The sequence below is a fragment of the Elioraea sp. Yellowstone genome, from assembly GCF_006704265.1.
Taxonomy (GTDB): Bacteria; Pseudomonadota; Alphaproteobacteria; order Acetobacterales; family Acetobacteraceae; genus Elioraea.
Genome location: NZ_VIKA01000043.1, coordinates 1 through 25,155, shown reverse-complemented (window position 1 = coordinate 25,155; position 25,155 = coordinate 1). Strand labels below are relative to the sequence as shown.

The 25,155-nt window shown below is 71.0% G+C and carries 21 protein-coding genes and 3 pseudogenes; 10 read left to right on the top strand and 14 right to left on the bottom strand.

Translation table 11 applies throughout. The features are described from left to right. Window positions 1-514, bottom strand: a 514-nt coding sequence (locus FK498_RS08465) for an Ada metal-binding domain-containing protein (RefSeq protein ID WP_141853526.1), incomplete at its 3' end; no start/stop codon positions are given. Between the two features lie 122 nt (window positions 515-636). Between FK498_RS08465 and FK498_RS08460 the strand changes: the two genes are divergently transcribed. Then, window positions 637-1,551 carry a LysR family transcriptional regulator gene (locus FK498_RS08460; RefSeq protein WP_141853524.1) on the top strand — a complete coding sequence of 305 codons (915 nt, stop codon included), beginning with the start codon at window positions 637-639 and terminating at the stop codon, window positions 1,549-1,551. A 73-nt stretch (window positions 1,552-1,624) separates the two neighbouring features. Here the strand turns inward: FK498_RS08460 and FK498_RS08455 are convergent, their stop codons facing one another. The 5 genes from FK498_RS08455 to FK498_RS08435 are packed head-to-tail and all read right to left on the bottom strand — an operon-like array spanning window position 1,625 to window position 6,537. Next, window positions 1,625-2,179 (bottom strand): hypothetical protein, encoded by a 555-nt coding sequence (locus tag FK498_RS08455; protein ID WP_141853522.1) that lies wholly within the window; start codon window positions 2,177-2,179, stop codon window positions 1,625-1,627. Between the two features lie 10 nt (window positions 2,180-2,189). After that, window positions 2,190-3,536 carry a glycolate oxidase subunit GlcF gene (glcF, locus tag FK498_RS08450; protein ID WP_141853520.1) on the bottom strand — a complete coding sequence of 449 codons (1,347 nt, stop codon included), beginning with the start codon at window positions 3,534-3,536 and terminating at the stop codon, window positions 2,190-2,192. A 12-nt stretch (window positions 3,537-3,548) separates the two neighbouring features. Further along, entirely contained in the window at window positions 3,549-3,851 is a 303-nt protein-coding gene (locus tag FK498_RS08445) for a hypothetical protein (protein ID WP_141853518.1), read from the bottom strand. A 42-nt stretch (window positions 3,852-3,893) separates the two neighbouring features. After that, window positions 3,894-5,099, bottom strand: a complete 1,206-nt coding sequence (locus FK498_RS08440) for an FAD-binding protein (protein ID WP_141853516.1) — start codon at window positions 5,097-5,099, stop codon at window positions 3,894-3,896. A gap of 4 nt (window positions 5,100-5,103) precedes the next feature. Then, window positions 5,104-6,537, bottom strand: coding sequence for an FAD-linked oxidase C-terminal domain-containing protein (locus FK498_RS08435; RefSeq protein ID WP_141853514.1), 1,434 nt, complete (start codon window positions 6,535-6,537; stop codon window positions 5,104-5,106). Window positions 6,538-6,851: 314 nt separating this feature from the next. On the opposite strand from FK498_RS08435, the gene FK498_RS08430 reads away from it, so the two are divergent. Together FK498_RS08430 and FK498_RS08425 are read left to right on the top strand one after the other, a co-directional pair. After that, window positions 6,852-7,790: a 7TM-DISM domain-containing protein gene (locus FK498_RS08430; RefSeq protein WP_141853512.1), complete on the top strand. Its 939-nt coding sequence runs from the start codon at window positions 6,852-6,854 to the stop codon at window positions 7,788-7,790. 186 nt (window positions 7,791-7,976) lie between these two features. Next, the gene (locus FK498_RS08425; protein WP_161988354.1) at window positions 7,977-8,681 is read left to right on the top strand and encodes a GGDEF domain-containing protein; all 705 of its coding nucleotides are present in this window, start codon (window positions 7,977-7,979) and stop codon (window positions 8,679-8,681) included. A gap of 108 nt (window positions 8,682-8,789) precedes the next feature. On the opposite strand, the gene ykgO is transcribed toward FK498_RS08425, so the two are convergent. Next, on the bottom strand, window positions 8,790-8,915 hold the full coding sequence (gene ykgO / locus FK498_RS08420; protein ID WP_141853508.1) for a type B 50S ribosomal protein L36: 126 nt from the start codon (window positions 8,913-8,915) through the stop codon (window positions 8,790-8,792). A 64-nt stretch (window positions 8,916-8,979) separates the two neighbouring features. Continuing rightward, entirely contained in the window at window positions 8,980-9,918 is a 939-nt protein-coding gene (locus FK498_RS08415; RefSeq protein ID WP_141853506.1) for a class I SAM-dependent methyltransferase, read from the bottom strand. 161 nt (window positions 9,919-10,079) lie between these two features. On the opposite strand from FK498_RS08415, the pseudogene FK498_RS08410 reads away from it, so the two are divergent. The 3 pseudogenes from FK498_RS08410 to FK498_RS08400 form a co-directional block, all read left to right on the top strand. Continuing rightward, a pseudogene (locus FK498_RS08410) lies at window positions 10,080-10,732 on the top strand (helix-turn-helix domain-containing protein); the annotation flags it as partial. A 126-nt stretch (window positions 10,733-10,858) separates the two neighbouring features. Beyond that, window positions 10,859-11,497: pseudogene (locus tag FK498_RS08405) on the top strand (transposase); the annotation flags it as partial. 216 nt (window positions 11,498-11,713) lie between these two features. Next, a pseudogene (locus FK498_RS08400) lies at window positions 11,714-12,472 on the top strand (IS5 family transposase). A gap of 77 nt (window positions 12,473-12,549) precedes the next feature. Here the strand turns inward: FK498_RS08400 and FK498_RS08395 are convergent. The 6 genes from FK498_RS08395 to FK498_RS08370 all read right to left on the bottom strand — a co-directional run bounded on the left by FK498_RS08395 (window position 12,550) and on the right by FK498_RS08370 (window position 18,984). Then, window positions 12,550-14,241: a putative 2-aminoethylphosphonate ABC transporter permease subunit gene (locus FK498_RS08395; protein WP_141853504.1), complete on the bottom strand. Its 1,692-nt coding sequence runs from the start codon at window positions 14,239-14,241 to the stop codon at window positions 12,550-12,552. Next, window positions 14,241-15,410: a putative 2-aminoethylphosphonate ABC transporter ATP-binding protein gene (locus FK498_RS08390; protein ID WP_141853502.1), complete on the bottom strand. Its 1,170-nt coding sequence runs from the start codon at window positions 15,408-15,410 to the stop codon at window positions 14,241-14,243. The genes FK498_RS08395 and FK498_RS08390 overlap by 1 nt, the downstream gene beginning before the upstream one ends. Then, entirely contained in the window at window positions 15,368-16,384 is a 1,017-nt protein-coding gene (locus FK498_RS08385) for a putative 2-aminoethylphosphonate ABC transporter substrate-binding protein (protein ID WP_141853500.1), read from the bottom strand. Before FK498_RS08385 ends, FK498_RS08390 begins: the two co-directional genes overlap by 43 nt. Before the next feature lie 118 nt (window positions 16,385-16,502). After that, a complete protein-coding gene (locus tag FK498_RS08380) occupies window positions 16,503-17,054 on the bottom strand; it encodes a phosphonate degradation HD-domain oxygenase (protein WP_141853498.1) in 552 nt (183 codons plus the stop codon). Continuing rightward, complete coding sequence (gene phnX / locus FK498_RS08375) at window positions 17,051-17,872, bottom strand: phosphonoacetaldehyde hydrolase (protein WP_141853496.1); 822 nt, start codon at window positions 17,870-17,872, stop codon at window positions 17,051-17,053. The genes FK498_RS08380 and phnX overlap by 4 nt, the downstream gene beginning before the upstream one ends. Continuing rightward, window positions 17,869-18,984, bottom strand: coding sequence for a TIGR03364 family FAD-dependent oxidoreductase (locus FK498_RS08370; RefSeq protein ID WP_141853495.1), 1,116 nt, complete (start codon window positions 18,982-18,984; stop codon window positions 17,869-17,871). Before FK498_RS08370 ends, phnX begins: the two co-directional genes overlap by 4 nt. A gap of 392 nt (window positions 18,985-19,376) precedes the next feature. Here FK498_RS08370 and pehA point away from each other — a divergent pair, with 392 nt between their 5' ends. The 4 genes from pehA to FK498_RS08350 form a co-directional block, all read left to right on the top strand. After that, window positions 19,377-20,945 carry a phosphoric/sulfuric ester hydrolase PehA gene (gene pehA / locus FK498_RS08365; protein ID WP_141853493.1) on the top strand — a complete coding sequence of 523 codons (1,569 nt, stop codon included), beginning with the start codon at window positions 19,377-19,379 and terminating at the stop codon, window positions 20,943-20,945. Window positions 20,946-20,979: 34 nt separating this feature from the next. Then, window positions 20,980-22,617, top strand: a complete 1,638-nt coding sequence (locus FK498_RS08360) for an ABC transporter substrate-binding protein (protein ID WP_141853491.1) — start codon at window positions 20,980-20,982, stop codon at window positions 22,615-22,617. 23 nt (window positions 22,618-22,640) lie between these two features. Next, complete coding sequence (locus FK498_RS08355; RefSeq protein WP_141853489.1) at window positions 22,641-24,254, top strand: ABC transporter substrate-binding protein; 1,614 nt, start codon at window positions 22,641-22,643, stop codon at window positions 24,252-24,254. Between the two features lie 4 nt (window positions 24,255-24,258). Beyond that, on the top strand, window positions 24,259-25,155 hold an 897-nt coding region (locus tag FK498_RS08350), incomplete at its 3' end, for an ABC transporter ATP-binding protein (protein WP_141853488.1).

Below are 25,155 nucleotides of genomic sequence, written 5' to 3'. Positions count from 1 at the left end.
AGCGTCGCGATCTGCTGCTCGGTGCCGCGGCGAAGGCAGCCTCGGCCACGCCCGCGCCCTCCGCCACGGCGTCTGCGAGGCGGCGCGCGCGCACCGCATCGGCATAGCCGCGAGGGGTCAGACCGGTCTGCGCCTTGAAGAGCCGCAGGAGGTGGAACGGCGAGTAGCCGGCGCGCGCCGCCAGCGCCTCGAGCGTCGGCGGCGTCTCGGCCGCCTCGATCGCCGCCGCCGCGTCACGCACCACCGCCGCGGCGGTCAACTCGGCCGCCTCGGTCCTGGGGCGACAGCGCAGGCAGGCGCGGAACCCGGCCGCTTCGGCTGCACGCCAGTCCGCGAAGCGGCGGATGTTGCCGCGCCCTGGCAGCCGCGCCGGACAGCCCGGGGCGCAGTAGATGCCGGTGGTGACGACCCCGATCACGAAGCGTCCGCGCGCGGCCGGATCGCGGGTGGCGATCGCCCTCCACTCAGCCTCATCTAGCGGCGTTCCGGTGCGCTTCAGGGCGGCACGGGGCATGGCATGATCCTCCTCTCCAGGCCGGAGCCTGGCTAGCCCCCTCAGCGGAACGGACGCGCAGCCGGGATTGCGGTCGAAGCGTCGGGCGTGGCATCCGCCCTGCCTGCGCGCCAAGATGGGCCATGCCCGATCTCGCCCTGCACCGGATCGACCTCAACCTGCTGATCGTATTCGCCACGCTGATGGAGGAACGCAGCGTGACCAAGGCGGGCGAGCGGCTGAACCTCAGCCAGCCCGCGACCTCGGGGGCGCTGAACCGGCTGCGCGAGCTGTTCCGCGATCCGCTGTTCATCCGCACCGGCCGCGCCTTCGAGCCGACCGCACGCGCGCTCGAGATCATGGAACGGGTGGCACCCGCGCTCGCCGCCGTGCAGGCCGCGCTTGCGCCCTCGATCCCGTTCGATCCGGCCACCGATGCGCGGCATTTCCGCATCGGCTGTTCCGATGAGGCGGCGATTCCGCTCCTGCCGGCGCTGACCTGCGTGCTGCGGTCCGAGGCCCCGTCCTGCACCTTGTCGGTGCGCCAGGCCGACTACCACTCGGCGCCGGCGCTGCTCGCGTCGGGCGATGTCTCGTTGGTGGTCGGCTATGTCGAGGACGATCTGCCGGCGAACGCGAAGCGCCGGCGTCTGACGGAGGGCAGGTTCGTCGTGCTACGCGCGGATGCGGCGGCCGCGCCGATCGGGCTCGACGAGTACTGCGCCCGCCCGCATGCGCTGGTGACCTATCGCGGCGATCTCTCGGGCGTGGTCGACGAGGAGCTGGCGCGGCTCGGGCGCGAGCGGCGGGTGGTCCTAGGGCTCACGAGTTTCGCGCTCCTGCCGCTGGTGCTGGCGGGCACGGACATGCTGGCCACCGTGCCGGACATCGTCGCCGAGACCTTGGCGGCGCATGGCGGGCTGCGGATCGATCCGACGCCGTTCCCGGCGCCGGCGAACGCGGTGCTGCTGGCCTGGCGCGGCGCGACCGACGGCGACCCGGCGGAGAGGTGGCTGCGCGGGAAGATCGTCGAGGTGATGCGGGGGAAGGGATCGTAACCGGGCCGCGCGTCGCGACCAGCGGGAGCGATGCTCTCCAGGGGGCGCGGAGGGCCTTCTTGCGGCCCCGCCTTCAAATTCCCTCGCCCAGCGCCTTGCGCCTGAGCTCCTTCAGCCGCTCCTCGCCTCCCGCTAGCCGCGGGTGGATCGCGAGCGCCGCCTCGAATGCGCGCAGCGCCGCGAGCGGGTCGCCCTGCGCCTCGCGGACATGCGACAGCCCCGCCAGCGCCCCGAAATGCCTCGGCTCGCGCGCCAGCGTCTCGGCGATGTCGCGTGCCGCGTTCTCGTGCTCGCCGCGCAGGAAGTACACCGTGGCGCGCTTGTTCCACCCCTCCGCGACCTCGGGTGCGAGCGCGATCACCGCGTCGAAATCCTCGAGCGCCTCGTCGAGCGCGCGCGCCTGCAGATGGCGCATCCCGCGCCGCATCAGGAGCTGCACCGCCGGGCTGCCCTGCTGCAGCCAGGCCTGCCAGATCTGCGCCTCGACCGCACGCGCGGCCTCGTCGGTCGGCGCGGCCTTCAGCGCCTCGAAGAGCTGGTCGATCGACAGCTCGGCCCGCCGCCGCTGCGCCAGCGCCCCGGCGGGCAGGAGCAGCGCGAATGCGAGCAGGGCCCGGCGCGACGCCATGGACGGATCCTCACGCGGCCGCTGCCGCAACCGCAAGCCCGCGCTCATCAACAAGCTGCGCGATCGCGCCGGGCACCGGGCCGCCGGCCATCCAGTCCAGCAGCTCGACCGTGTGCACCATCGGGATCCCCGCCCCCGCGAGCTGCACGAGGCAGCCGACATTGCCCGCCGCCACGAGGTCCGGCCGCGTGGCACGGATGTTGTCGAGCTTGCGCGCGCGCAGCCGCTCGGCGATCGCGGGCTGGAGCAGGTTGTAGGTGCCGGCCGAGCCGCAGCAGAGATGCCCCTCCGGCACGTCGGCAACCAGGAATCCGGCCTTCGTCAGCAGCGCCTTCGGCAGCGCCGTGATCTTCTGCCCGTGCTGCAGCGAGCAGGCGGCGTGGTAGGTGACGCGCAGCCCCGTCGGCGGTCGCGTCGGCGCGTAGCCGAAGGCGGAGAGGAACTCGGTGATGTCGCGCGCCAGCGCGGAGATGCGCGCGGCGCGCTCCGCCCAGTCCGGCTCGCCCCGCAGCATGAAGCCGTAGTCCTTCACCGTGGTGCCGCAGCCGGAGGCGTTGATCACAACCGCATCCACCCCCCCGGCGTCGAACTCGGCGGCCCAGGCGGCGACGTTGCGCTTCGCCGCCGCGATCGCCGGTGCGTGGCGTCCCATGTGGTGCACGAGCGCGCCGCAGCAGCCGGCCTGCGGGTGTACCACTACCTCGACGCCGAGCCGGGTGAGCAACCGGATGGTCGCCGCGTTGATCTCAGGGGCAAGCACCTGCTGGGCGCAGCCGGCGAGCAGGGCGACGCGCGCGCGCCGTGCGCCTTGCGCGGGATGGACGCGCGGCCGCTCCAGCGCCGAACGCGGCGGCAGGCGCGCCGGCGCGAGGCTCAGCATCGCGCGCAGGCGCTGCGCGAGCAGGGATTGGCCTGGGATCAGCCACGCCAGCGGCTTGACCACCCGCGCGCCGAGCAGGGCGAGCCGGAACAGGCCGACGCGCGGCAGCACAAGGGCGAGCACCGAGCGCAGCGCGCGCTCCGCGAGCGGCCGGCGATAGGTCTCCTCCACATGCCGGCGCGCATGGTCGATCAGGTGCATGTAGTGCACCCCCGACGGGCAGGTCGTCATGCAGGAGAGGCAGGAGAGGCAGCGGTCGATGTGCGGCACGATCTCGGCCGTCGCCGGCCGGTCCTGCTCCAGCATTTCCTTGATCAGGTAGATGCGACCGCGCGGCGAGTCGAGCTCGTCGCCGAGGAGCACGAAGGTCGGACAGGTGGCGGTACAGAAGCCGCAATGCACGCAGGTGCGCAGGATGCGGTTCGCCTCCGCCGTATCGGCGTCGCGCAGCTGCTCGGGCGTGAAGGCGGTCTGCACGGCCGGCTGCGCTCAGCCCTCGCCGCGGCGCGGCAGGCCGAGCAGCACGAAGGCGATGCCGAGCAGGATGAAGTTCGGACCGTAAATGCCGAGGAAGTTCTGGAACGTCTCGGTCCGCCAGAGCTCGCCGAGGGCGATGTCCCAGACGAGCCCGATCAGCGCGAGCCCCCCCAGCACGAAGGCGAGCGCATCGCGTGCCCGCTCCGCGCGCGTCCGGCCGCCCTCGGCCGTGATCGCGTCCATGAACAGCATGGTCAGCCCGGTGAAGCCCAGCGCCAGGACGGGCAGCAGGAGCAGGAAGAACAGGATGGTCACGCGGTCCCCTCTCGCCTCGTGGTGAAACGCCGTCGCTCACGACTATACCCCGGCAGCGATGCGGCCGGGATTGAGAACCCCCTTCGGATCGAAGGCGGCCTTGACGCGCCGGGTGAGCGCGGCGAGCGGCGCGGGCTCCTCCGGCATGCCCGGAAGAGCGGCGCGGAAGGCGGCATCGGCGCGCATCAGCCAGAACGTGCCGCCGGCCCCGCGCGCGGCGTCGGCCACCGCCCGATGCGCCGCCTCGCTCGCCGGCCCCGCCGCCCAGACCAGCCCGCCGCCCCAGTCGAGCAGAAGCCTGGCATCGAAGGCCCGCACCAGGGCGGCGGCCACCTCGGGTCCGCGCGAGGGACGCACGCTGATGCGCCAGATCGCCTCCTCCGGTGCAGCGCCGAGCGGCTCGGCGTCGCGCACGGCACGCCAGAGCGCGAGGCTCGCGTCATGGTCCAGCATCTCCGCGCAGCCGAAGGATGCAAGCACCTCGGCAAGGCGCAGCGTGCGGTAGGGAATGAAGTCCGTGAACTCCTCGATGCGCAGGAGCGTTGCCGCGCGACCGCCGAGCCCGGCACGCGCCGCCGCAGCCTCGGGCAGATGCGCCGCCCCTGTCACGCCGTAGGGGCTGCCGAGGCCGGCCGAGAGCGCGGCGATCGCGCGCGCCGCGTCGAGCCCGCGCAGCATCACCGTAGCAGACCGCTCCGGACGTGGAAGAACCTTCAGCGTCACCTCGGTCAGCACCGCGAGCGTGCCGCGCGATCCCGCGAGCAGCTTGCAGAGATCGAGCCCGGTCACGTTCTTCAGCACCCGTCCGCCCGAGCGGATGATCTCCCCCATGCCGTTGACCGCACGTACGCCGAGCACGTGATCGCGCATCGCGCCGAGCGCGATCCGCCGCGGGCCGGAGAGGTTGCAGGCGACCGTGCCGCCGAGCGTCGGCGGACCCTCGCCGCAGCCCATGAGGGCCGAGAGATCGGGCGGCTCGGCGATCAGGTGCTGGCCTTTCGCCGCGAGCACTGCTTCCAGCTCGCCCAGCGGCGTGCCGGCGCGCGCGGCGATCACCAGCTCGGCCGGGCTGTAGAGCGTGATGCCGGCGAGGTTCCGCGTCGTCAGCGACCCGGCCGCCTGCACCGGCCGGCCGAACGCCTCCTTGCTGCGGTTGCCCCACACCGCGAGCGGTGTGCCGGCCTGATGCGCAGCCGCGACCGCGGCGGCAAGGGCCGCTTCGTTCGCGGGCGCGATCGTCGCCGCCATCTGCTCAGGCGGCGCCAGCGGTGTCGAGCGGGAACACCTTGTGCGGGTTGAGCAGCCACCTCGGATCGAAGGCGCGCTTGATGCGCCGCTGCTGGTCGAGGTCCGCCGCGCCGAACTGCGCCGTCATCAAATCGCGCTTCTCGATCCCGACGCCGTGCTCGCCGGTCAGGCAGCCGCCGAGCTCGACGCAGAGCCGCAGGATGTCGGCGCCCAGCATCTCGGCGCGGCGGAAGCTCTCGGGGTCGTTGGCATCGAACAGGATCAGGGGGTGCAGGTTGCCGTCGCCGGCATGGAACACGTTCGCGACCTGGAGCCCGTAGTGCCGCGCGAGCGCGCCGATGCGCCGCATCGCCTCAGGCAGCGCGCCGGGTGGGATCGTGCCGTCCATGCAGAGATAGTCCGGGCTGATCCGCCCGACCGCCCCGAACGCGCCCTTCCGCCCCTTCCAGATCGCGGCACTCTCCTCGGCATCGCGGGCGATGCGCACGGTCATCGGATCGTGACGGGCGCAGATCGCCTTCAGCCGCGCGAGCAGCGCGTCCTGCTCGGCCTCGCTCCCTTCCACCTCGATGATCAGCAGCGCCTCGGCGTCGAGCGGATAGCCGGCATGGGCGAAGGCCTCACAGGCATGGATGCAGGGCCTATCCATGAACTCCAGGGCCACGGGGATGATGCCGCTCGCGATGATGTCGGCGACCGCTGCGCCGGCGACGTCGGTCGCGGCGAAGCCCACCAGCATGGCGCGCGCGCCCTCGGCCGCGCGCAGGATGCGCACCGTGACCTCGGTGACGATGCCGAGCTGGCCTTCGCTGCCGGCGATCAGGCCGAGCCAGTCATAGCCGGGCGTGTCGAGATGCCCGCCGCCGAGTTCGATCACGTCGCCCTCGACCGTCACCATCGTGACGCCGAGCAGGTTGTTCGCGGTCACGCCGTATTTGAGGCAGTGCGCGCCGCCCGAGTTCATCGCCACGTTGCCGGCGATCATGCAGGCGAGCTGGCTCGACGGATCGGGCGCGTAGAAGAACCCCTCGCCCTCCACGGCCTTCGTGATGCCGAGATTCGTGACCCCCGCCTCGACGCGCGCGAGCCGGTCCTCGCAAGACACCTCGAGGATGCGGTTCATGCGGGAGACGCCGATCACCACCGCGTCTTCCAAGGGAAGCGCCCCGCCCGAGAGCGAAGTGCCGGCCGCGCGCGGCACCACGCGGATGCCCTGGTCGTGGCAGTAGCGCAGACAGGCCGCCACCTGGGCGGTGGTCTTGGGCAGCACGACCGCGAGCGGCACGCGCCTGTAGGCGGTGAAGCCGTCGGTCTCGTAGGGCTTGAGGCGGAGGGTTTCGGCGATCACGTTCCCTGCCCCGGCGCGCTCGCGCAGGTCGGCGACGATCGCCTCGCGCCGGGCGAGCACGTGCGGATCGGGCTCGGGCATCGCGAGCATGGCACCCTCCCTGGCCGGACAGGCCAACCGTGATCTATGGCCGGGCCGGCGGTGGCGCAAGCGCGAGGGCGCCTGATCCGAGGCGCTGACGGTGGGCAACCGGGCAGGATCGCGCCCGTTCCGCCGCGCGGTGTTGGGGACGGCTTAACCCTCGCAGAGTCAGAGTGTCCCGATGTGAGCGGAAACCGCCCTGGGCATGTCTCGTGGGCCTCTGGCCGCACAGGACCGGCCGCGGTGCCCTGTGATCCCGCCGCGAGGCGTGTCCGGATCGGTCGGCCGAGGACCTGACATTGAAGCATTTGCTCTTGCCGGGAATGTCGGATCGCAGGTCGATCGTGTTCGCGCCACGTCTCGGTCAACCCTCACGAGCCGGCGGGTCCTCGGACGGGCCGCCGGCGGCCGGTCTGAGACCGCCTGCCGCCGCCGTGCGGGCCATTCGCGCCCTCATGGCGGCCGGCGTGCTGCTGCTCATCGGCCTGTCCGCCGCGACAGCGCGACCCGCGGAACAGGCCCTGGCAGTCGAGGCGGCAGACGATCCTGGCGGGCTCTGCCATCCGGCACGCCCATGGGCCGCCCCGCTTGCCTTCGCGCCCATCAGCTCCCCCGCCGTGCACCGGCGTCAGGTGGCAGCGCCGCTCTGGTTGCGCACGACGCTCGTGAACCCCACGCCGCAGCCGGTACGGCGGGTGGTCACCGTCTGGTTCCCCTATCTCGACGAGGTGATGCTGATCGCGGCCGATCGCACCGGCAGGATCGACGCCGCGCGCCATGGCGCGTCGATCCCCCGTCCAGCCGACGCCCTGCCTTCGGCAGTCCCCGCCTTCGCCATCACCCTGCCGGCGCAGGACAGCATGGAGATCCTGATCTGCATCCGCTCCTCCGCCATCATCATCGCCCCGTTGCTGGTGCTCGGCGAGACCGCGTTCTGGCGTGCGGCCATGATCGATGCGGCGAAGGTCGCGATCATGCTGGGCGTGATCGCGGCCGCGTTCGTCTATGCGCTCACCTGCGCGGTCACGCTGCGGCAGCCGGCCTTTCCGGCCTTCATGGCATTCGCCGGCACGTCACTGCTCTATGTCGCGCTGGCGACCGGCTACGCCAAGCTCTGGTTCTGGCCGGGGCTCGGCTGGGACACGATGAGGCTCTACGGGATCGCGCACGAGGACTGCTCGCCACCGGGGTGCTGTTCCTGCGCGTGCTGCTGCGGCCGGAGCGGGTCGAGCCCCTCGTGGACCGCATCATGGTGGTGCTGATCGCCACCGCTGCCGCGACTGCGCCCGCGATGGTCCTGCCGGCGCCGCTGCGCGTCGCGGCGCATGCCTTGGTTGCAGGGATCGGCCCCCTGGTCGTGCTGGTCGCGATGCTCCACCTCTGGCGCCAAGGGGGTCCGTCATGCCGGCACCGCGGCGATCGCCTGGGGACCCGGACTGCTGGTCGCGATGCACCTCTATCTCCGTGTCCACGACGTGACACCCTATCACCCCTGGAATCATCTCCTCGGCCCTGCCGCCGTCACCTTCGGCTGCGCTTGCTTTGCGTGGGTGCTGGCGCAGTCGATCCGGTCGGTCGAGGAACGGACGCTGATCGATCCGCTGACCGGCCTGTGGAACCGGCGACGGCTGGCCGCCGAGGGCGAGGCCGCCATGGCGCGCTGCCGCCGCAGCGGCGGCCCGATTTCGGTCGCCGTGTTCGACGCCGACTACTTCAAGCAGATCAACGATCGCTGGGGACACGGGGTGGACGACCTTGTGCTCAAGCACTTGGCCGCGCGGGCGACCGAGACGCTCCGCCCTGCCGATCGGGTCGCGCGCATCGGCGGCGAGGAATTCTGCATCCTGCTCCCCGATCTGACGGCCGAGCAGGCCGCCGCGGCAGTCGAGCGCGTGCGCGCCACGATCGAGGCAAGCGGGGTTGGCCCCCTGCCGCCCGGCGCGGTGACGATCAGTGGGGGTGTGGCGATGAACCGCGGCGGCACGGTGCCGTTCGATGCGCTGCTGCACGCGGCCGACACGGCCCTCTACCGCGCCAAGGAGGCGGGACGCAATCGCGTGGCGATCGCACCCCAGGTCACCCCCGCCGAGTACGCGCAAAGCCGACGCCCGTCGGACGGCGCGCTGCAGCCCCTGTTCGCGGGGCCGGACTGAGCGCGTGCGGGCGAATCCGAAGCACTTCGCCAGCATGCGCCCGCATGACGGGCCGGACTGAGCGCGTGCGGGCGAATCACCCGGCGATGTCGCCCCGGGCGAGGCCGTTCACCCCTGGCGCACCTTCATGCGCGGGTTCTTCTTATTGATGATGTAGAGCCGGCCGCGCCGACGCACGAGACGGTTGTTCTTGTCGCGTGTCTTGGCCGAGCGGAGCGAGTTGCGGATGCGCATCTGGGTATCCTTTCGATCGAGCGACGCGAGGTAGGGCCTCGCCACCGGCGTGTCAATCGCCGCGTCAGCGCCGGATCGCGTGCCAGCGCAGCAGCCGCAGACGCCCTGAACGGAGCAGGTCGATCCGCCGCATGCAGCGTTCCGCCTCCTCGACCACGCGCAGCGCGAAGGGGCGGGCCGGGCGATCGCGCTTCAGTTCTTCGACGAAGCTGGCCCAGGCGACCACCGTCTGCGCGATATGGCGGGACGTGATGTCCTCGCAGATGCGGACGTCCAGCCCCTCCTTCGCCAGCAGCGTGGTGATCGCCTTCTCGCCGGTGAGGCAGGGGGTGACGCCTTCGAGCTTGGCCCAGGCGGCGAAGGCGCGCTCCGCCGCGGGCGAAGGCGGACCGAGCGCGAGGTCGGTCAGCACCACCTGGCCCTGCGGCTTCACCGCGCCGACCAGGGCGGCGATCATGGCGGGCTTGTCGGCGATGCGCCAGAGCGCCTCGAGGGCGAGGGCGTGGTGGTAATAACCCTTACGGATCTGAGGATTGGCCGGGTCGAGTGGCCTGATCTCGGCCTTCTTCTCGACCTTGTGCTTCTCGGAGAGCGCCTGCGCAGCCTCGGCGAGGTCGGGGTCGGTCTCGTAGCCGGTGACCCAGGCGCCGGAGGCGGCGGCGAGCACCCGCGTCGCCCCGCCGAGCCCGGCGCCCAGGTTGATCACCGAGTGGGTCTGGTTCAGGCCGAGCGGCTTGGCAAGCTTGAGCGTCTCTTCCGCCCCGCCGGGGCCGAGGAAACCCTCGCCCCAGAGCGCGCCGAGCACCTTGAGCTTCGTCTCGGGCCAGCGTTCGGGTGGGGGGGGCGGCGGTTCGGGGTCGAGGCGGCGATGCGGGGCAGGCTGCGGAACCGCGGGCGGGACGCGATCGTCGAACAGCACCGGCCGCTGCGGGGCGACCGCGCGCGACCGGCCGCCTGCCGGCGAGCCGAACCAGTTGAGCACCTGAGCAAACGCACCGCGCATGCGGACCAAACCCTCTGAACGCGTGTATCGCAGGCAGGAGTTGGCGTGGCGTTAACACCCCGCGAGGGCACGGCGGTGTCGCGCAGGTGGCTCCCCCGCGCCACGGTTGATTGAGAGGTCCCGCAAGCGGACGGTATTCGCGGGAGGGGGATGGGATGACGATGGAAGGGACAGAGCGGCCGGGCGCCGCGGAGCGGGCGCAAGAGGCTGGCGTAGCGGCGCCCGGCCGCGGCGGGCGAATGTCGCGCCAGCGCAAGCGCGACGCGGTGTTGCGGCTGTTGCGCGGCGAGGACCTGGAAGCGGTCTCGCGCTCGCGCGGCGTCACGGCCGCGACGCTGAGTGGCTGGCGCGACGCCTTCCTCGCTGCGGGCGAGGCCAGCCTTGCCTCTCGCCCCGCCGACGGCGAGGAACTGGAGAGCGCGCGCCTCAAGGCCCGGCTCGGCGAAATGCTGATCGTGCGCGAACTCCTCGAGGCCAAGATCGCCGCCCTGGAGGCCGGCCGCCCTTTGGCCCGGCGGAGGTCGAGGCCATGAGCCGCGCGGCCTCGCCCAGCAGCGCGACGCCCTATGGCGTCGCCCGCGTCTGCCGGATCTGGCGAGTGGCCCGCGCCACAGTCTATCGGCACCGCATGCCGGCGCGGACCGTACCGCCGCGTCGCCCGGGGCCGACTGGGCCGATCGCCGATCCCGCGCTCGTGCAGGAGTTCCGCCGCGTGCTTCACGACAGCCCCTTCCATGGCGAGGGCGATCGCACGGTCTGGGCGCGGCTGCGCATCGCCGGCATCCGCACCTCCAAGCGACGTGTGCTGCGCCTCATACCCTCCGCACAAAGGCTCGACCTTTGTGCGGAGGGTATCGCGCGCGGGGCTGGTGGGGCGGCCGCGCGCGAACATGACCCCATACCAGCCCGCCGAAGGTCAAACCTTCGGCGGGCTGGTATAATGCGCGAGAACGCCCTGCTGGCGCCGTCGCGGACCGGCTCGCCCCGGGGGCCGCGCGCCCATGACGGCACCATCATTCCCGGCGCGGTCGACGTGATGTGGGGCACCGACCTGACCACCACCATCACTGGCCAGGGGCGGGCCGCCGTGTTGGTCGCCGTCGATCACCATTCGGCCGAATGCGTCGGCATCGGGTCCCAACGCGCCATGGCGCGTTAGGCGCCCGTCCACGCCGCGCTGCGTGCCACCCGCTTCGAGGCGCTCGAGCCGCTGCGCCAGGGCGTGCGCCGCCATTTCGAAGCCTTCGCCAGGGACATCGCCTGCGGCCTCGTGCTGCGCCACGACCATGGCAGTCAGTACATGGCCGACGACTTTCGGAGGGAGTTGCGCTTGCTCGGCATCACGAGCTCGCCCGCCTTCGTCCGCGCGCCGGAGGGCAACGGCTGCGCCGAGCGCTTCATCCGAACCCTGAAGGAGAACCTCCTCTGGGTGCGCAGCTTCGACCGCGTCGAGGAACTGCGCACGGCGCTGCTCGAGTTCCGCGACACCTACAACACCACCTGGCTGATCGAACGACATGGCTTCAGGCCGCCAGCCGCTATGATACAGGAGCAGCTTCAAACCGCAGCCCTCGCCGCCCAGGCTTCAACTCGGTGTCTCATCAACCGCAAGTGGTACAGCAAGAAAGAAATGCAACCCTTGTGCGTTGACCATGATCTGTGTGAGGTGTGGCACAGTTCAGTAAAAAGTCTTGGGGCTGACCTAGCTAACTGTGGAAGGGCTAGGCTCAGGACCCATTAATTTGCTTTCGGCGACGCGGGCGGGCGTGATTCTGAATGGGGCGGAGGTGCCTTCATGTCCGTCCCGTTCCTTCTCACCCCGGCGCAGATGCGGCGCATCCGGCCGCACTTTCCGCTCTCGCGCGGCATCCCGCGGGTGGACGACCGCCGCGTGCTCAGCGGCATCATCTTCGTCATCCAGGGCGGCCTGCGCTGGGGCGATGCCCCGCCCGGCTACGGCCCTCACAAGACCCTCTACAACCGCTTCGTCCGCTGGAGCCGCATGGGCGTGTTCAGCCGCATCTTCGCCGCTCTTGCCGGCGAGGCGGGCGAGCCATCGCGGCTGATCATCGACAGCACCCACCTGAAGGCGCATCGCACCGCGGCCAGCCTGCTCAAAAGGGGGCGCCTGATCGGTGCATCGGCCGCACCAAGGGCGGGCTGAACTCCAAACTCCACGCCGTCTGCGACGCCAGGGCCGCCCCGTCGTCATGATGCTCTCCGAGGGGCAGATGAACGACCAGAAGGACGCCAATCTCCTCGCCCCGCTCCTGCCGCCGGCGCGCGAGCTGATCGCCGACCGCGGCTACGACAGCAACCCGTTCCGCACCGCACTCGCCGAGCGCGGCATCGCCGCTTGCATCCCACCCAAGAAGAACCGGAAGCGCCGATCCCCTACGACAAGGCGCTCTACCGCCAGCGCCACCGCATCGAGATCGCCTTCGGCCGCCTCAAGGACTGGCGCCGCATCGCAACACGCTACGACCGATGCCCCACCACCTTCTTCGGCGCCATCACCCTCGCCGCAACCGTCACCTTCTGGCTCGGACAATGAGTCCTGAGCCTAGATGAACGTCGGGGGGCAGAACACGCGCCGCATCGCTTTGCCGACGACGCGTCTGAAGCGCGCTCTCAACGGCGTCGCCATGCCTGGCTTCGGCAGGAGAGGTGGGTATCGAGCCGTACATGCAAGCCCTTCACCGCAGCCGATGTGAGCAGAATGATGGTCGCCATGGCAGCGGCCGGACTTGCGAACCCGGCTTCATCCATCTGTACCACCGCAACCGAGGCCGGCATCGTGGCGGGTGAGTAGAGGAACACCACGGCCGAGACCGTGGTCATCGCGTTGACGAACAGATAGATCGCGACGTCCAGGATCACTGGCAGCGAGATCGGCACGGTGACGGCCGCGAAGGTGCGCCAGATGGGAACCTTCAGACTTGCCGAGACGGATTCGAACTCGGGATCGAGACTCTTGAGCTGAGTCATGCTGGCGAGATGGCCGACCGTGTAGAAGTGCACCATCGAGTTCAGCACCAGGATGCCAAGCGTCCCGTACAGGAAGCCCAGCGGATTCGCCGCAGCATTGAAGAAGAAGATGTAGGCGATCCCGAGCACGAGTCCCGGTACGGCAAGCGGAACGACCGCGAGAAAGCGCGCCAGGTCGCGGACCGGTCCCAGCACCCTGGCGCGGTCCATCGCATAGGCGAAGACAAACACCAGCGGTGCACCGACCAATGCGGTCCAGAACGCGAGCTGTATGCTGTTGCTCCAGCTTCCCCAGCCGGCGCTGATGAAGTTGCCGAAGGCGTAGTTGTCGAGCGTGAACGACAGGTTCCATGGCCAGAACTTGATCAGGCTGCCCCAGGCCGCGATGCCGACCAGGGTCAGCATCAGGCAGGACACCAGCAGGCAGAACGCGAACAGCGGCCAGTCGCGCCCCGGCCGAGGCTTCGGCACATAGGGCACCGCACGCGCCCCGACCACCGCCACCTGGCGCCGCTGCGCCCACTGGTCGGCGGCGAAGGCGATGATGGCCGGGACCATCAGCACGACGCCCACGACCGCGCCCATCTGGAAGTTCTGCTGCCCGACCACCTGTTTATAGACCTCGGTCGCCAGCACGCTGAACGATCCGCCGATCACCTTGGGGATGCCGAAATCGGTGATGACCAGCGTGAACACGACGAAGGCGGCAGAGACCATGCCATAGCGGGCGGTTGGCAGCGTCACCGTGCGCATCACGCGGATCCGCGAGGCGCGCAGCGCCTCGGCCGCCTCATAGAGCCTCGCATCGGTGCCGGAGAGCGCTGCGGTGAGGATGAGCAGCGCGTGCGGGAAGGTGTAGAAGACCTGCGAGACGATGATGCCGAGCGGGCCGTAGATGGTGCCGCCGAACAGCCACGAACGAAGGAACCCCTGATTGCCGAACAGATAGATCAATGCCAGCGCCGGCAGCAGGCTGGGCGCCAGGATCGGGATCAGCGCGACGGCACGGAACATCCCCTTGCCCGGCATGGCGCTGCGCGTCAGGGCATAGGCGAACACGAAGGCCGACGGCACGACCAGCGCCGTGGTCAGCCCCGCCGTCCAGAGGCTGTTCCAGAGGCTGTCCGCGAGCCCGGGCGTCTCGACATAGCGGACGTAGTTGGCGAGCCCGACGAACCGCCCCTGCTGATCCTCGAAGCTCTTCAGGAACAGCGTGCCGAGCGGCAGCACCAGCGCGATCAGAAGGAAGAGGGACGCACATACGACCACGGCGGCAAGCAGCCGATCGTCGCCCGACCAGACGCACCGGACCGGCAGTGCGGCGATGACCGTCATCAGACCTGGCGTGGGAACAGCAGAACGCGGTCGGGCGGCACCACCACCTCGATCGTGGTTCCGGGACGCAGCTGCAGCCGACGCAGGGCGGTGTCCTGGACCTCCACCGTCAGCGGCAGGCCCTGGGCGTCCAGCGCGGCGCGCGCGATCGAGCCGAGATACTCGATGCCGCGCACGGTCGCGGCGAGCCGGGTGCCCGCGTGACGGGTGTCCGCGGGCAGCACGTCCTCGGGGCGCATGCACACCTGGACCGGGCTGCCCGCAGCCATGCTCGAGGCAGCGTCAGCAGCGATCCGCACCTCTCCCACCCGCACCGCACCGCCCTCGGCGACCACGCCGGGCAGCGTGTTCATGCGGCCGACGAAACCGGCGACGAACAGCGTGTCGGGATGGCGATAGACGGCATCCGGCGAGCCGACCTGCTCGATCCGGCCGCGATTCATCACCACCACTCGGTCGGCGATCGACAGCGCCTCCTCCTGGTCGTGCGTCACCATAATCGTCGTGATGCCAAGGCGGCGCTGCAGCGCCTTGATCTCCTCGCGCAGGTGCGCGCGTACCAGCGCATCAAGTGCCGAGAGCGGCTCGTCGAGAAGCAGAAGGCCTGGATCCGTCGCGATCGCGCGCGCGAGGGCCACGCGCTGCTGCTGTCCGCCGGAGAGCTGGGCGGGATACTTCCAGGCCTGATCGGCCAGCCCCACCAGCGTGAGCAGCTCGCGCACGCGCGCCTCGACTTCTTCGCGCCTGCGTCCGAGCGAGACGAGCCCGTAGCCGACATTTGCGCTCACCGTCATGTTGGGGAAGAGCGCATAGGACTGGAAGACGATGCCGAAATCCCGAGCTGCCGGTGGCAAGGCAGAGATGTCGCGGCCCCCTTGGATGATGCGGCCCCGATCCTGCGGATCAAGCCCGGCGATCGCGCGCAGCAGCGTGGTCTTGCCGCAGCCCGAAGGGCCGAGGAAGCAGACGAACTCGCCCCGCCCCACCGTGAGCGACACATCGTCCAGCGCGACAAAGGAGCCGAACCGTTTCGTGACCCGCTCGACGACGAGATACGGAGCGGCCGCCGGGGCGTTCCCGGCGGCCGAAGCCATGATGCGCGGAGCGACCGGTGTGTCCACGCGGGTCAGTTGCGCGGGGCCGACTTGCCGTCGAAGCGTCGCGCCCACTCGGCGAGGATTCGGTCGCGGTTGGCGGCAACCGAGGCGAAATCCACATCCGCCAGGCGCTGCGAGAACTCGGGGGGATAGTTCTGCACTGTCGGCTGCACATCCGCGCGGCCGAGCAGCGCATAGTAGCGACCGTAGAGTTCCATCGCCTCCTTCGAGATCGCGAAGTCCATCAGCCGCTTCGCAGCCTCGAGGTGGCGCGTGCCGCGATGGATGGCCGCGGCCTCCAGATCGAAGCCCACACCGTCGGCCGGCACGACGATGTCGATCGGCGCGCCCTGGTTCCTGAGCGCGACCGCCCGCATGTCGAAGGTGATGCCGATCGCGTATTCGCCGCGCGCGGCATTGTTGCATGGTGCGCTGCCGGAATGGGTGTAGACGGCGATGTTGTCGTGCAGGCGCGTCATGAACTCCCAGGCCGGCGCCTCACCCTTGGTGCCGAGCCAGCCCGCGACCGTCAGCAGGCCGGTGCCGGAGGAGGCCGGATTCGGCATCGCGATGAGGCCGCGATAGGCCGGGTTCAAGAGGTCGGTCCACGTCGCGGGCTTGGGCAGGTTGCGCTGCTGCGCGACCACGGTGTTGAAACAGACTGCGGCAACGAAGGCATCGAGCCCCACCCAGGTCATCGGGTTGCGCTCGCTGCGGAACTGCGGCCGCAGCGCCTCGGCCTCCTTCGGCGTGTAGGGCTCGAGCATGTTCTCGGCCTCGAGACGGATCAGGCTGAAGGCGGAAAGGCCCCAGATCACGTCGGCGCGCGGATTGTCCTTCTCGGCGAGCAGGCGGGTGGTGACGATGCCGGTGCTGTCGCGCACCCAGACCACCTCGATGCCCGGTACGGCCCGTTCGGCCGCCTGCTTGAACACCGGCAGCTGGTCGTTCTCGAAGGCGGTGTAGACGGTCAGCCGCGTGCGCTGCGCCTCGGCCGAAGCCGTGAAGGCGAACGTGCAGGCGGCGGCGAGCAGCAGTCGGCGCATGTGGCGGTCCCCAGCGTTGATCGTTGCCGATGCGGCGAGGCCCCCGCCCCGCCATTGCTGTACCATCCCATGCGGGGCGCGACAGATGCGTGACGGCTACATTGCAGTTCCATGACGTTCACGGCGTCCGGAGAGCGGCACAGAGGTGCGGCCGCCAGCGCGACAGGGGCGGCGTGGCAAGCCCCACCCGCTTGGCGGCATCGTCCCAGCGGCGCAGCGCCACGGCGTCCGCCGCCCCCGGCAGCGCCCTGAACGCCAGGCACTCCTCGGCATCCATCGCCCCCCCTTGCAGCGCAAGGCTCCGGGTCGAGGCGGGCGACAGTGTCGTCGCGTAGCCAGGCTCGACCGCGACCAGGTAGCGCTTCGCGGCGACGTGCAGGCGCACCGGCGCCACCGCCGCAGGCAGGAAATGCCGTTCCAGCCACGCCGCGCCGACATCCTCGTGGCGGCCGTCGATCCCATGGGCAGCGATGTCTTCGGGCAGGCCGTGCAGCAGGTGGCCGATGTCGTGCAGCAGCGCCGCCGCGATCAGCACAGCCGGCGCGCCGGCCTGTTCCGCAAGCCAGGCCGCCTGGAGCGCATGCTCGCGCTGGCTGACGCCTTCGCCGTAGTGCGCCGCTCCGGCCTCGCTGCCGAGCACGTCGAGAACTGCCGTGACGATCGCGTTCACGGTACCTCCCCCCGTTGCAGTCGTCTCTCGATCGCGTCCAGGAGCGTCGGCAGTTCGGCGACCGAGTCGATCACCCAGTGCGCGCCAGCCGCGCGCAGCACCGCGGCGGCGCGCGTCCGGATCGCCTCGCGCGCCGCCCCGTCGAGCGCCGCCAGCTCCGTGGCGGACAGTCCCGCCTGGTTGCCCGTGAGCGCCACGCCGACCGCCCAGGTGCCGGCCGCAAGCCCTTCGGCGATGCCCGGCCCCGTGTCGTCCACCTTCACCACCGCCTCGGGCGGGAACACGCCGAGATCGGCGAAGCAGCGATACATCATCAGCGGCGTCGGCCGCCCGGCGGCGAGGTCGCCGGCGCAGACCACGCAATCCGGCACATAGCCCTGTGCCGCGGCGAGGGGCTGCAGATCCTGCATGATCGGGCGCGTGTAGCCGGTCGTGCTGCCGATCGCGAGCCCACGCGCGCGACAGGCGGCCACCGCCTCGAGCGCGCCGGGAATCAGGGCGGCATGCTCGCGGATCGCCGCGACGGTCATGGGCTCGAACACCGCGAAGATGCGATCGGCGTCGGCAGGCCCGAAGGCGTGGCCGTGTCGGGCCCGCCACGCCGCCGAGACGTGCGCAAGCCTGCCGACCGCCAGGATGTGGTCCCATTTCGGCAGCCCCATCGGCCCGCGCGCATCGGCGACCGAGATGGCGACCCCGAACTCGGCGAAGGCCCGCACGAATGCGCCCATCGGCGCGCGGCTGCCGTGATCGACCACGGTGCCGGCCCAGTCGAGCACCACCGCCTTCAGCGGTCCGCGATAGGAAGGGCGGCTCATGCCGGCATCGGCATCGTGACGCCGAAGGACGCAAGGGTCTCCTCGGCCAGAGCGAAGGCCGTGCTCATGCCGGTGCCCGAGGTCACCATCACGACCCGGCTCTCCGGTGTCGGAGCCGCGATGAAGGCCGGGATCGCAGCGGCGGGATACTCGCCCAACCAGCGCTCGATCACCGGCAGGGCGGGGTCGAGGTCCAGCACGGCGCGCGCCTCGTCCAGGATCAGCGCCTCGGTCTCCGCGGCCAGGAAGGGGTCGGGCGTGTCGGCATAGTCATGCGAGTCGCCCACCACCAGCGTGCCGTCGGCCGACTGCACGGCGATCAGATGGACGCCCTGCGCGAGATGGGCAGGCTGCTCAACCTCCAGGCGCGAGCGGAGGTCGGGAAGCGATGCCGCTTGCCGGTAGCCGCCGTATCGCACGAGCCCGAGATCGCTCATCACCGCAGCCGGCAGCCGCCAGCCGGGATCAGCCAAGCGGAGCATCGCGAGCTTGCAGCGGACCGGCCGGAACGCCGCGATCGTCTCGGGACACAGCGCCAGGAACTCGTTGCCCGGACAGATGACGACGCGCTCAGCCGCGATCGGGCCCTGGCTCGTCTCCACGCGCCCCCGGGCGATGGACCGGGCATGCGTTCGCCACCGGAAGCGCACGCCGTGCTGCGCTTCCAGCCAGGCCGCCAGCCGCGGCAGCGCCTCGCGCGGCTCGACGCGGAGTTCGTGCGGGGAGGCCAGGGCGCCGGCGAGGTTTCGCCGCAGCGGGTGGGGAAGTTCCCCGGGCGACAGGATCCGGCAACCCGCCCCCATGGGCCCTTGGGCGAACTCCTCGATGACGGCGCGTGCCTCGGGTCTGCGGGCTGCCATCAGCAGGCCGCGGTGCAGCACGGGGATCCCTGCCGCGGCACAGACCTCGGCCCAGATCTCACGCGACCTCATGGCACGGTGCCACGTCTCGCCCGCCGGTTGGCCCGTGATCGTGACGAACCCGAAGTTCCTCACGGAAGCGCCGTTCGCGCGGGCCTCGCGCTCGATCACGGTGACGGACAGGCCGGCTCGTGCGGCTGCAAGGGCGTGTGCGAGGCCAACGATCCCTGCGCCGATGACCACGACATCCATGACGGAGGCGCTCCCGCGGCCGCGTGATCAGCCGACCCGCGCCGCGGCCCGGGCCAAGCTCACCGCTCGCGGGTCCCGACGCGTCGCCGGCATGTCTGCGCGTCGCGGTACCGGAGGTCGCCCGGCCGATGAAGCCGGGCGAGCGGCAATGTCACCGAACTGTCATGTCGCGGCAGCCCCAACCACCGAAGCGGGCACGTCGCGGCGGCAGCCGGCGGATGGCAGGATGCTCTGCCTGCGATCCAAGGCGGAGGGGATTCCGAGGCTGCGCCGACACCGTCCGCCACAGGTCCGGATCAATCCGACAGTGCTCGGTTGCATCCGGCGGACTTCATCGAAGCTTCATCACAGCGCGATCATCCGGTCATGCCGTCGTGACATCTCTCGCGCGCATGACGGACACCCCAGGCGCCAGCGAGGCCAGACCCACCCATGTCCTGCTGATCGTGGTCGATCAGTGGCGTGCCGACATGATGCCCGGCTCGCCCGCGCTGCCGATCGATCTGCCCAACATCCGCCGGCTGATGCGCGAAGGAGTGACGTTCCGGAACCATGTCACCACCGCCGTGCCCTGCGGGCCGGCCCGTGCGAGCCTGCTCACAGGGCTCTACCTGATGAACCACCGTGCGGTGCAGAACACCGTTCCGCTCGATGCACGCCACTTCACCCTCGCCCGCGCCCTGCGCGCCGCGGGTTACGATCCGGCGCTGATCGGCTACACGACGACGACGCCCGACCCGCGCACCACGCCGCGGCGCGATCCGCGCTTCACCGTGCTCGGCGACCTGATGGAGGGCTTCCGCAGCGTCGGTGCCTTCGAGCCCGGGATGGACGGGTATTTCGGCTGGGTGGCGCAGAAGGGCTACGCGCTGCCGCCCAACCGCACCGACATCTGGTTGCCCGAGGGCGAGGATGCCGTTCCCGGCGCGACCGACCGGCCAGCCCGCATTCCGAAGGAGCTCTCGGACAGCGCCTTCTTCACCGAACGCGCTCTCACCTACCTCAAGGGACGCGACGGCAAGCCGTGGTTCCTCCACCTCGGCTACTACCGTCCGCATCCGCCCTTCGTCGCCCCGGCGCCCTACCACGCGCTGGTCAAGCCTGCCGACGTGGCCCCGCCGGTCCGCGCCGCGACGCCGGAGAAGGAGGCGCGCCAGCATCCTCTGCTCGGCTTCTATCTCGGCTCGATCGCGCAATCCTCGTTCTTCCAGGGCGCCTCGGGCCTCGGCGTCGAGCTCGGCGAGGCAGCGCTGCGCCAGATGCGCGCCACCTATTGCGGCATGCTCGCCGAGATCGACGACCGGCTCGGCGAGGTCTTCGCCTATCTCGATGCCACCCGGCAGTGGCAGGACACGCTGGTGATCTTCACCTCCGATCACGGCGAGCAGCTCGGCGACCACTGGCTCCTGGGCAAGATCGGCTACTTCGACGAGAGCTTCCGCATCCCGCTGATCGTGCGCGATCCGCGCGCCGAGGCGGACGTGACGCGCGGCCGCACGCTGCAGGCCTTCACGGAGAGCATCGACGTGATGCCGACGATCCTCGACTGGCTCGGCGCCGAGGTGCCGCGGGCCGCCGACGGACGGTCGCTGCTGCCGCTGGTGGAGGGCCGGCACCCTGCCGACTGGCGCGATGCACTCACCTACGAGTTCGACTTCCGTGACGTGTACTACTCCCATCCGGAGACCGCGCTCGGGCTGCCGATGGACCACTGCTCGCTCGCGGTGATCCAGGACGACGAGGCGAAGTACGTCCATTTCGCCGGCCTGCCGCCGCTCTTCTTCGACCTGCGCGAGGATCCGCACCAGTTCGTCGACCGTGCGGCCGATCCGGCCTGCGCCGCACGGGTCAAGGACTACGCCCAGCGCCTCCTCTCGCACCGCATGCGCCATGCCGAGCGCACGCTCACGCATTTCCGCGCCACGCCGCACGGGCTTGAGGAACGCCGCCCCGCGCGGTGAGCGCGCAACCGTCCCACGGACAGGAGGTCCCCCGATGCCCCGTCTGACACGTCGTTCCATCGTCGCCGCTGCCGGCTCGCTCGCCCTGCCGCGCTTCGCGGTCGCCCAGGCCGACCGGCGACCGGCCGTGACCGTCGCGGTGCAGAAGATATCGAACAGCAACACGCTCGAGGTGCTGCGCGAGCAGTCCAATGTCGGGGAGCGGATCTTCTTCACCTCGCTCTGGGAAGGCCTGATCGGCCGCGACTGGCTCGGCGACCAGGGCCCGGTGCCGCTGCTCGCGACCGCCTGGCGGCGGATCGACGACCGCACGGTGGAGCTCGACCTGCGCGAGGGCGTGCGCTTCCACAACGGCGACGTGATGACCGTCGAGGATGTGGTGTTCAGCTTCGGCCGGGAGCGGATGATGGGCGACACGCGCCCGCTGCTCGCCGGCGAGACGCTGCGCAACGCCGAAGCCGTGCCGCCCGCGGAAGGCAGTCGGGCGCTGCCGCGCGAGGTGCCGGCGATCGCGCGCCGCATCTGGCCTGCGCTCGATCGCGTCGAGGCAGTCGGGCGCAACCGCGTCCGTTTCGTCAACGCCGTGCCGGACGTCACGCTGGAAGGACGGATCAGCCGCTACGGCAGCGAGATCTGCTCCCGCCGGGCCTTCGAGGCGGCGGGGTCGTGGCTCGCCTGGGCGCGCGCGCCGGTCACCACCGGGCCGTACCGGGTCGCCTCCTTCCGCCCCGACTCGGAGCTGGTGCTCGAGGCCCACGACGAATACTGGGGCGGCCGTCCGCCGCTGCGCCGCATCCGCTTCGTCGAGGTGCCCGAGGTCGCCGCGCGCGTGGCCGGCCTGCTCTCCGGCGAGTACCAGTTCGCCTGCGACATCCCGCCCGACCAGATCGGGGAGATCGAGCGCAACGCGCGCTTCGAGGTGCAGGGCGCGCCGATCCTCAACCACCGGATCATCTGCTTCGACAAGAACCACGCCCAGCTCGCCGACCCGCGCATCCGCCGCGCGCTGACCCACGCGATCGACCGGCAGGCGATCGTCGATTCGCTCTGGGCCGGTCGCACCGTGGTGCCGAAGGGGCTGCAGTGGCCGTTCTACGGCCAGATGTTCATCGCCGACTGGTCCGTGCCGGCCCACGATCCGGCCCTCGCGGCGCGGCTCGTCCGGGAGGCGGGCTATCGCGGCGATCCGATCCCGTATCGCTGCCTCAACAACTACTACACGAACCAGGTCGCGACCGCGCAGATCCTGCTCGAGATGTGGAAGGCGGTCGGCCTGAACGTCGAGCTGCAGATGGTCGAGAACTGGCAGCAGATCCTCGCGCCGGGGCCGACGCGCGCGATCCGGGACTGGTCCAACTCGGCCCTCTACAGCGATCCCGTCTCCTCGCTCACCAGCCAGCACGGCCCGAACGGCGGCCAGCAGCAGTGGGGCGAGTGGCGCAACGAGGAGTTCAACCGCCTCGCCCAGGAACTCGAGACCTCGACCGACCGGCCACGCCGTCGCGCCGTCTTCGCGCGCATGCTCGAGATCGCCGAGCGCGAGGACCCCGCCTACACGGTGCTGCACCAGAACGCGACCTTCACCGCCAAGCCGAGGGCGATCCGCTGGCGCCAGCCTGCTGCCTTCGCGATGGATTTCCGCGCGCAGGCCTGGGGCGGGATCGAGAGCTGACGGGATCGGAGAGGAGAACCGCGATGCGCCTGACCCGCCGCACCACCCTCGCCGCGGGCGCCGCCGCGCTGGCCCTGCCGCGGCCCGCCCTCGCCCAGGCCGACCAGCGCCCCACGCTCACGGTCGCGGTGCAGAAGATCAGCAACAGCAACACCTTCGAGACGCCGCGCGAGCAGTCGAATGTCGGCTTCCGCCTGTTCTACAGCTATGCCGAGACGCTGATCGACAGCGACTGGCTGGGCGCCCTGACGCCGAGCCCCGGCCTTGCCACCGCCTGGCGGCGCATCGACGATCGCGTCGTCGAGTTCGACCTGCGCGAGGGCGTGCGGTTCCACGACGGACGGGTGATGGACGCCGAGGACGTGGTGTTCTCCTTCACCCGCCGCCTCTACGGCAGCGGCGCCGTGCCGCCGGGCACCAACACCTCGGTGACCGCCGGAGCCGACAGCAAGGAGCCGCCGCGCGAGGTGGTCGCGACCGGGCGGCTCACCTTCCCCGGCTTCGAGCGGATCGAGGTGGTGCGCCCGGGCGTCGTCCGCTTCGTCAACCGCGTGCCGGACGCCACGCTCGAGGGCCGCATCCAGCAGAACGTGGGCGTCGTGCTTTCCGCCGCCGCCTACGACGCCGCTCCCAACTGGCTCGCCTGGGCGCGCGCGCCGGTCGGCACGGGTCCGTACCGGATCGCCTCGTTCCGGCCCGATGTGGAGCTCGTGCTCGAGGCGCATGACGACTACTGGGGCGGCCGCCCGCCGGCGCGCCGGCTCCGCTTCATCGAGGTGCCGGAGGTGTCGGCGCGGATCGCCGCGCTGCTCTCCGGCGAGGCCGACTTCGCCTGCGACATCCCGCCCGACCAGATCGTCACGGTGGAGCGTAACCAGCGCTTCGAGGTGCTCGGCAGCCCCATCAACAACATCCGCATCCTCGCCTTCGACAAGACCCATCCGGTGCTGGCGGATGCGCGCATCCGCCGCGCGCTCACCCACGCGATCGACCGCGATGCGATCGTTGCCGCCCTCTGGTCGGGGCGGACGCGCGTGCCGAAGGGACTGCAGCTCGAGAGCTACGGCGAGATGTTCCTCGCCGACTGGGCCAACCCGCGCTTCGACCCCGGCGAGGCGCGGCGGCTGTTGCGTGAGGCGGGCTACCGCGGCGAGCCGATCCCGTACCGCCTTCTCAACAACTACTACACCAACCAGGTCGCCAACGCGCAGATCATGGTCGAGATGTGGAAGGCGGTCGGGCTCAATGTCGAGATCCTGATGCGCGAGAACTGGACGCAGATCCAGGATCGCTCCTCACCGCGCGGCATCCGCGACTGGTCGAACACCTCGCTCTTCAACGACCCGGTCTCCGGCCTCGTGCGCGGCATGGGCCCGCGCGGCGAGCTCCAGCGCCAGGGGGAGTGGACGAACGACGCGTTCAACGCGCTCGTCCCGGTCCTCGAGGCCTCGACCGACCGCGGCGAGCGCAGGCGTGCCTTCCGCCGCATGCTCGAGATCATCGAGCGCGAGGATCCCGGCTACATGGTGCTGCACCAGGCCGCGACCTTCACCGCGAAGCGCCGCGACATCCGCTGGCGCGCCTCGAACGGCTGGGCGATGGACTTCCGCGCCCGCAACCTCGCCTTCCCGGCGTGACGCGATGACGGCACCGCTGATCGCGATCGCGGGGCTGACCGTCGATTTCGACACCGGACGGCGCGTCGTGCGCGCGCTGCACGGGGTCGATCTCGCCGTCGCCCGCGGCGAGGCGGTCGGGCTGGTGGGCGAGTCGGGCTCGGGCAAATCGGTCACCTGGCTCGCCGCGCTCGGTCTGCTGGGGCCGCGCGCGCGCATCGGGGGCTCGGCGCGGCTTGACGGCGTCGAACTGGTCGGTGCGCCGGTGCGTCTGCTCGAGACGGTGCGCGGCAGGCGCATCGCCATGATCTTCCAGGATCCATCCTCGTCGCTCAATCCGGTGCACCGCATCGGGCGCCAGATCGGCGAGGCGCTGGCACTGCATCGGGGGCTCGCTGGTCCGGCCGCGCGCGCCGAGGCCGTGCGGCTGCTCGACCGCGTCGGCATCCCGGCGGCGGCACGCCGGCTCGACGACTATCCGCACCAGCTCTCGGGCGGCCAGAACCAGCGGGTGATGATCGCGATGGCGCTCGCCGGCGAGCCGGACCTGCTGGTCGCCGACGAGCCGACCACCGCGCTGGATGCGACGATCCAGGCGCAGATCCTGAAGCTGCTCGGCGATCTGCGCCGCGACTCCGACATGGCGCTCGTGCTGATCAGCCATGATCTCGGCGTGGTCGCCGAGAACTGCGACCGGGTGGCGGTGATGTATGCCGGCCGCATCGTCGAGCAGGCCGAGGCGGCGCGCCTGTTCGGGTCGCCCCAGCATCCCTACACCCAGGGGCTGCTCGATGCCCTGCCGGACCTCGAAGGGCCGCGCCGGCGCCTCACGCCGATCCCCGGCACGGTGCCGGAGCCCGCGCGCCTGCCGCCGGGCTGCGCCTTCGCGCCGCGCTGTCCGCGGGCCGATGCCGCCTGCGCC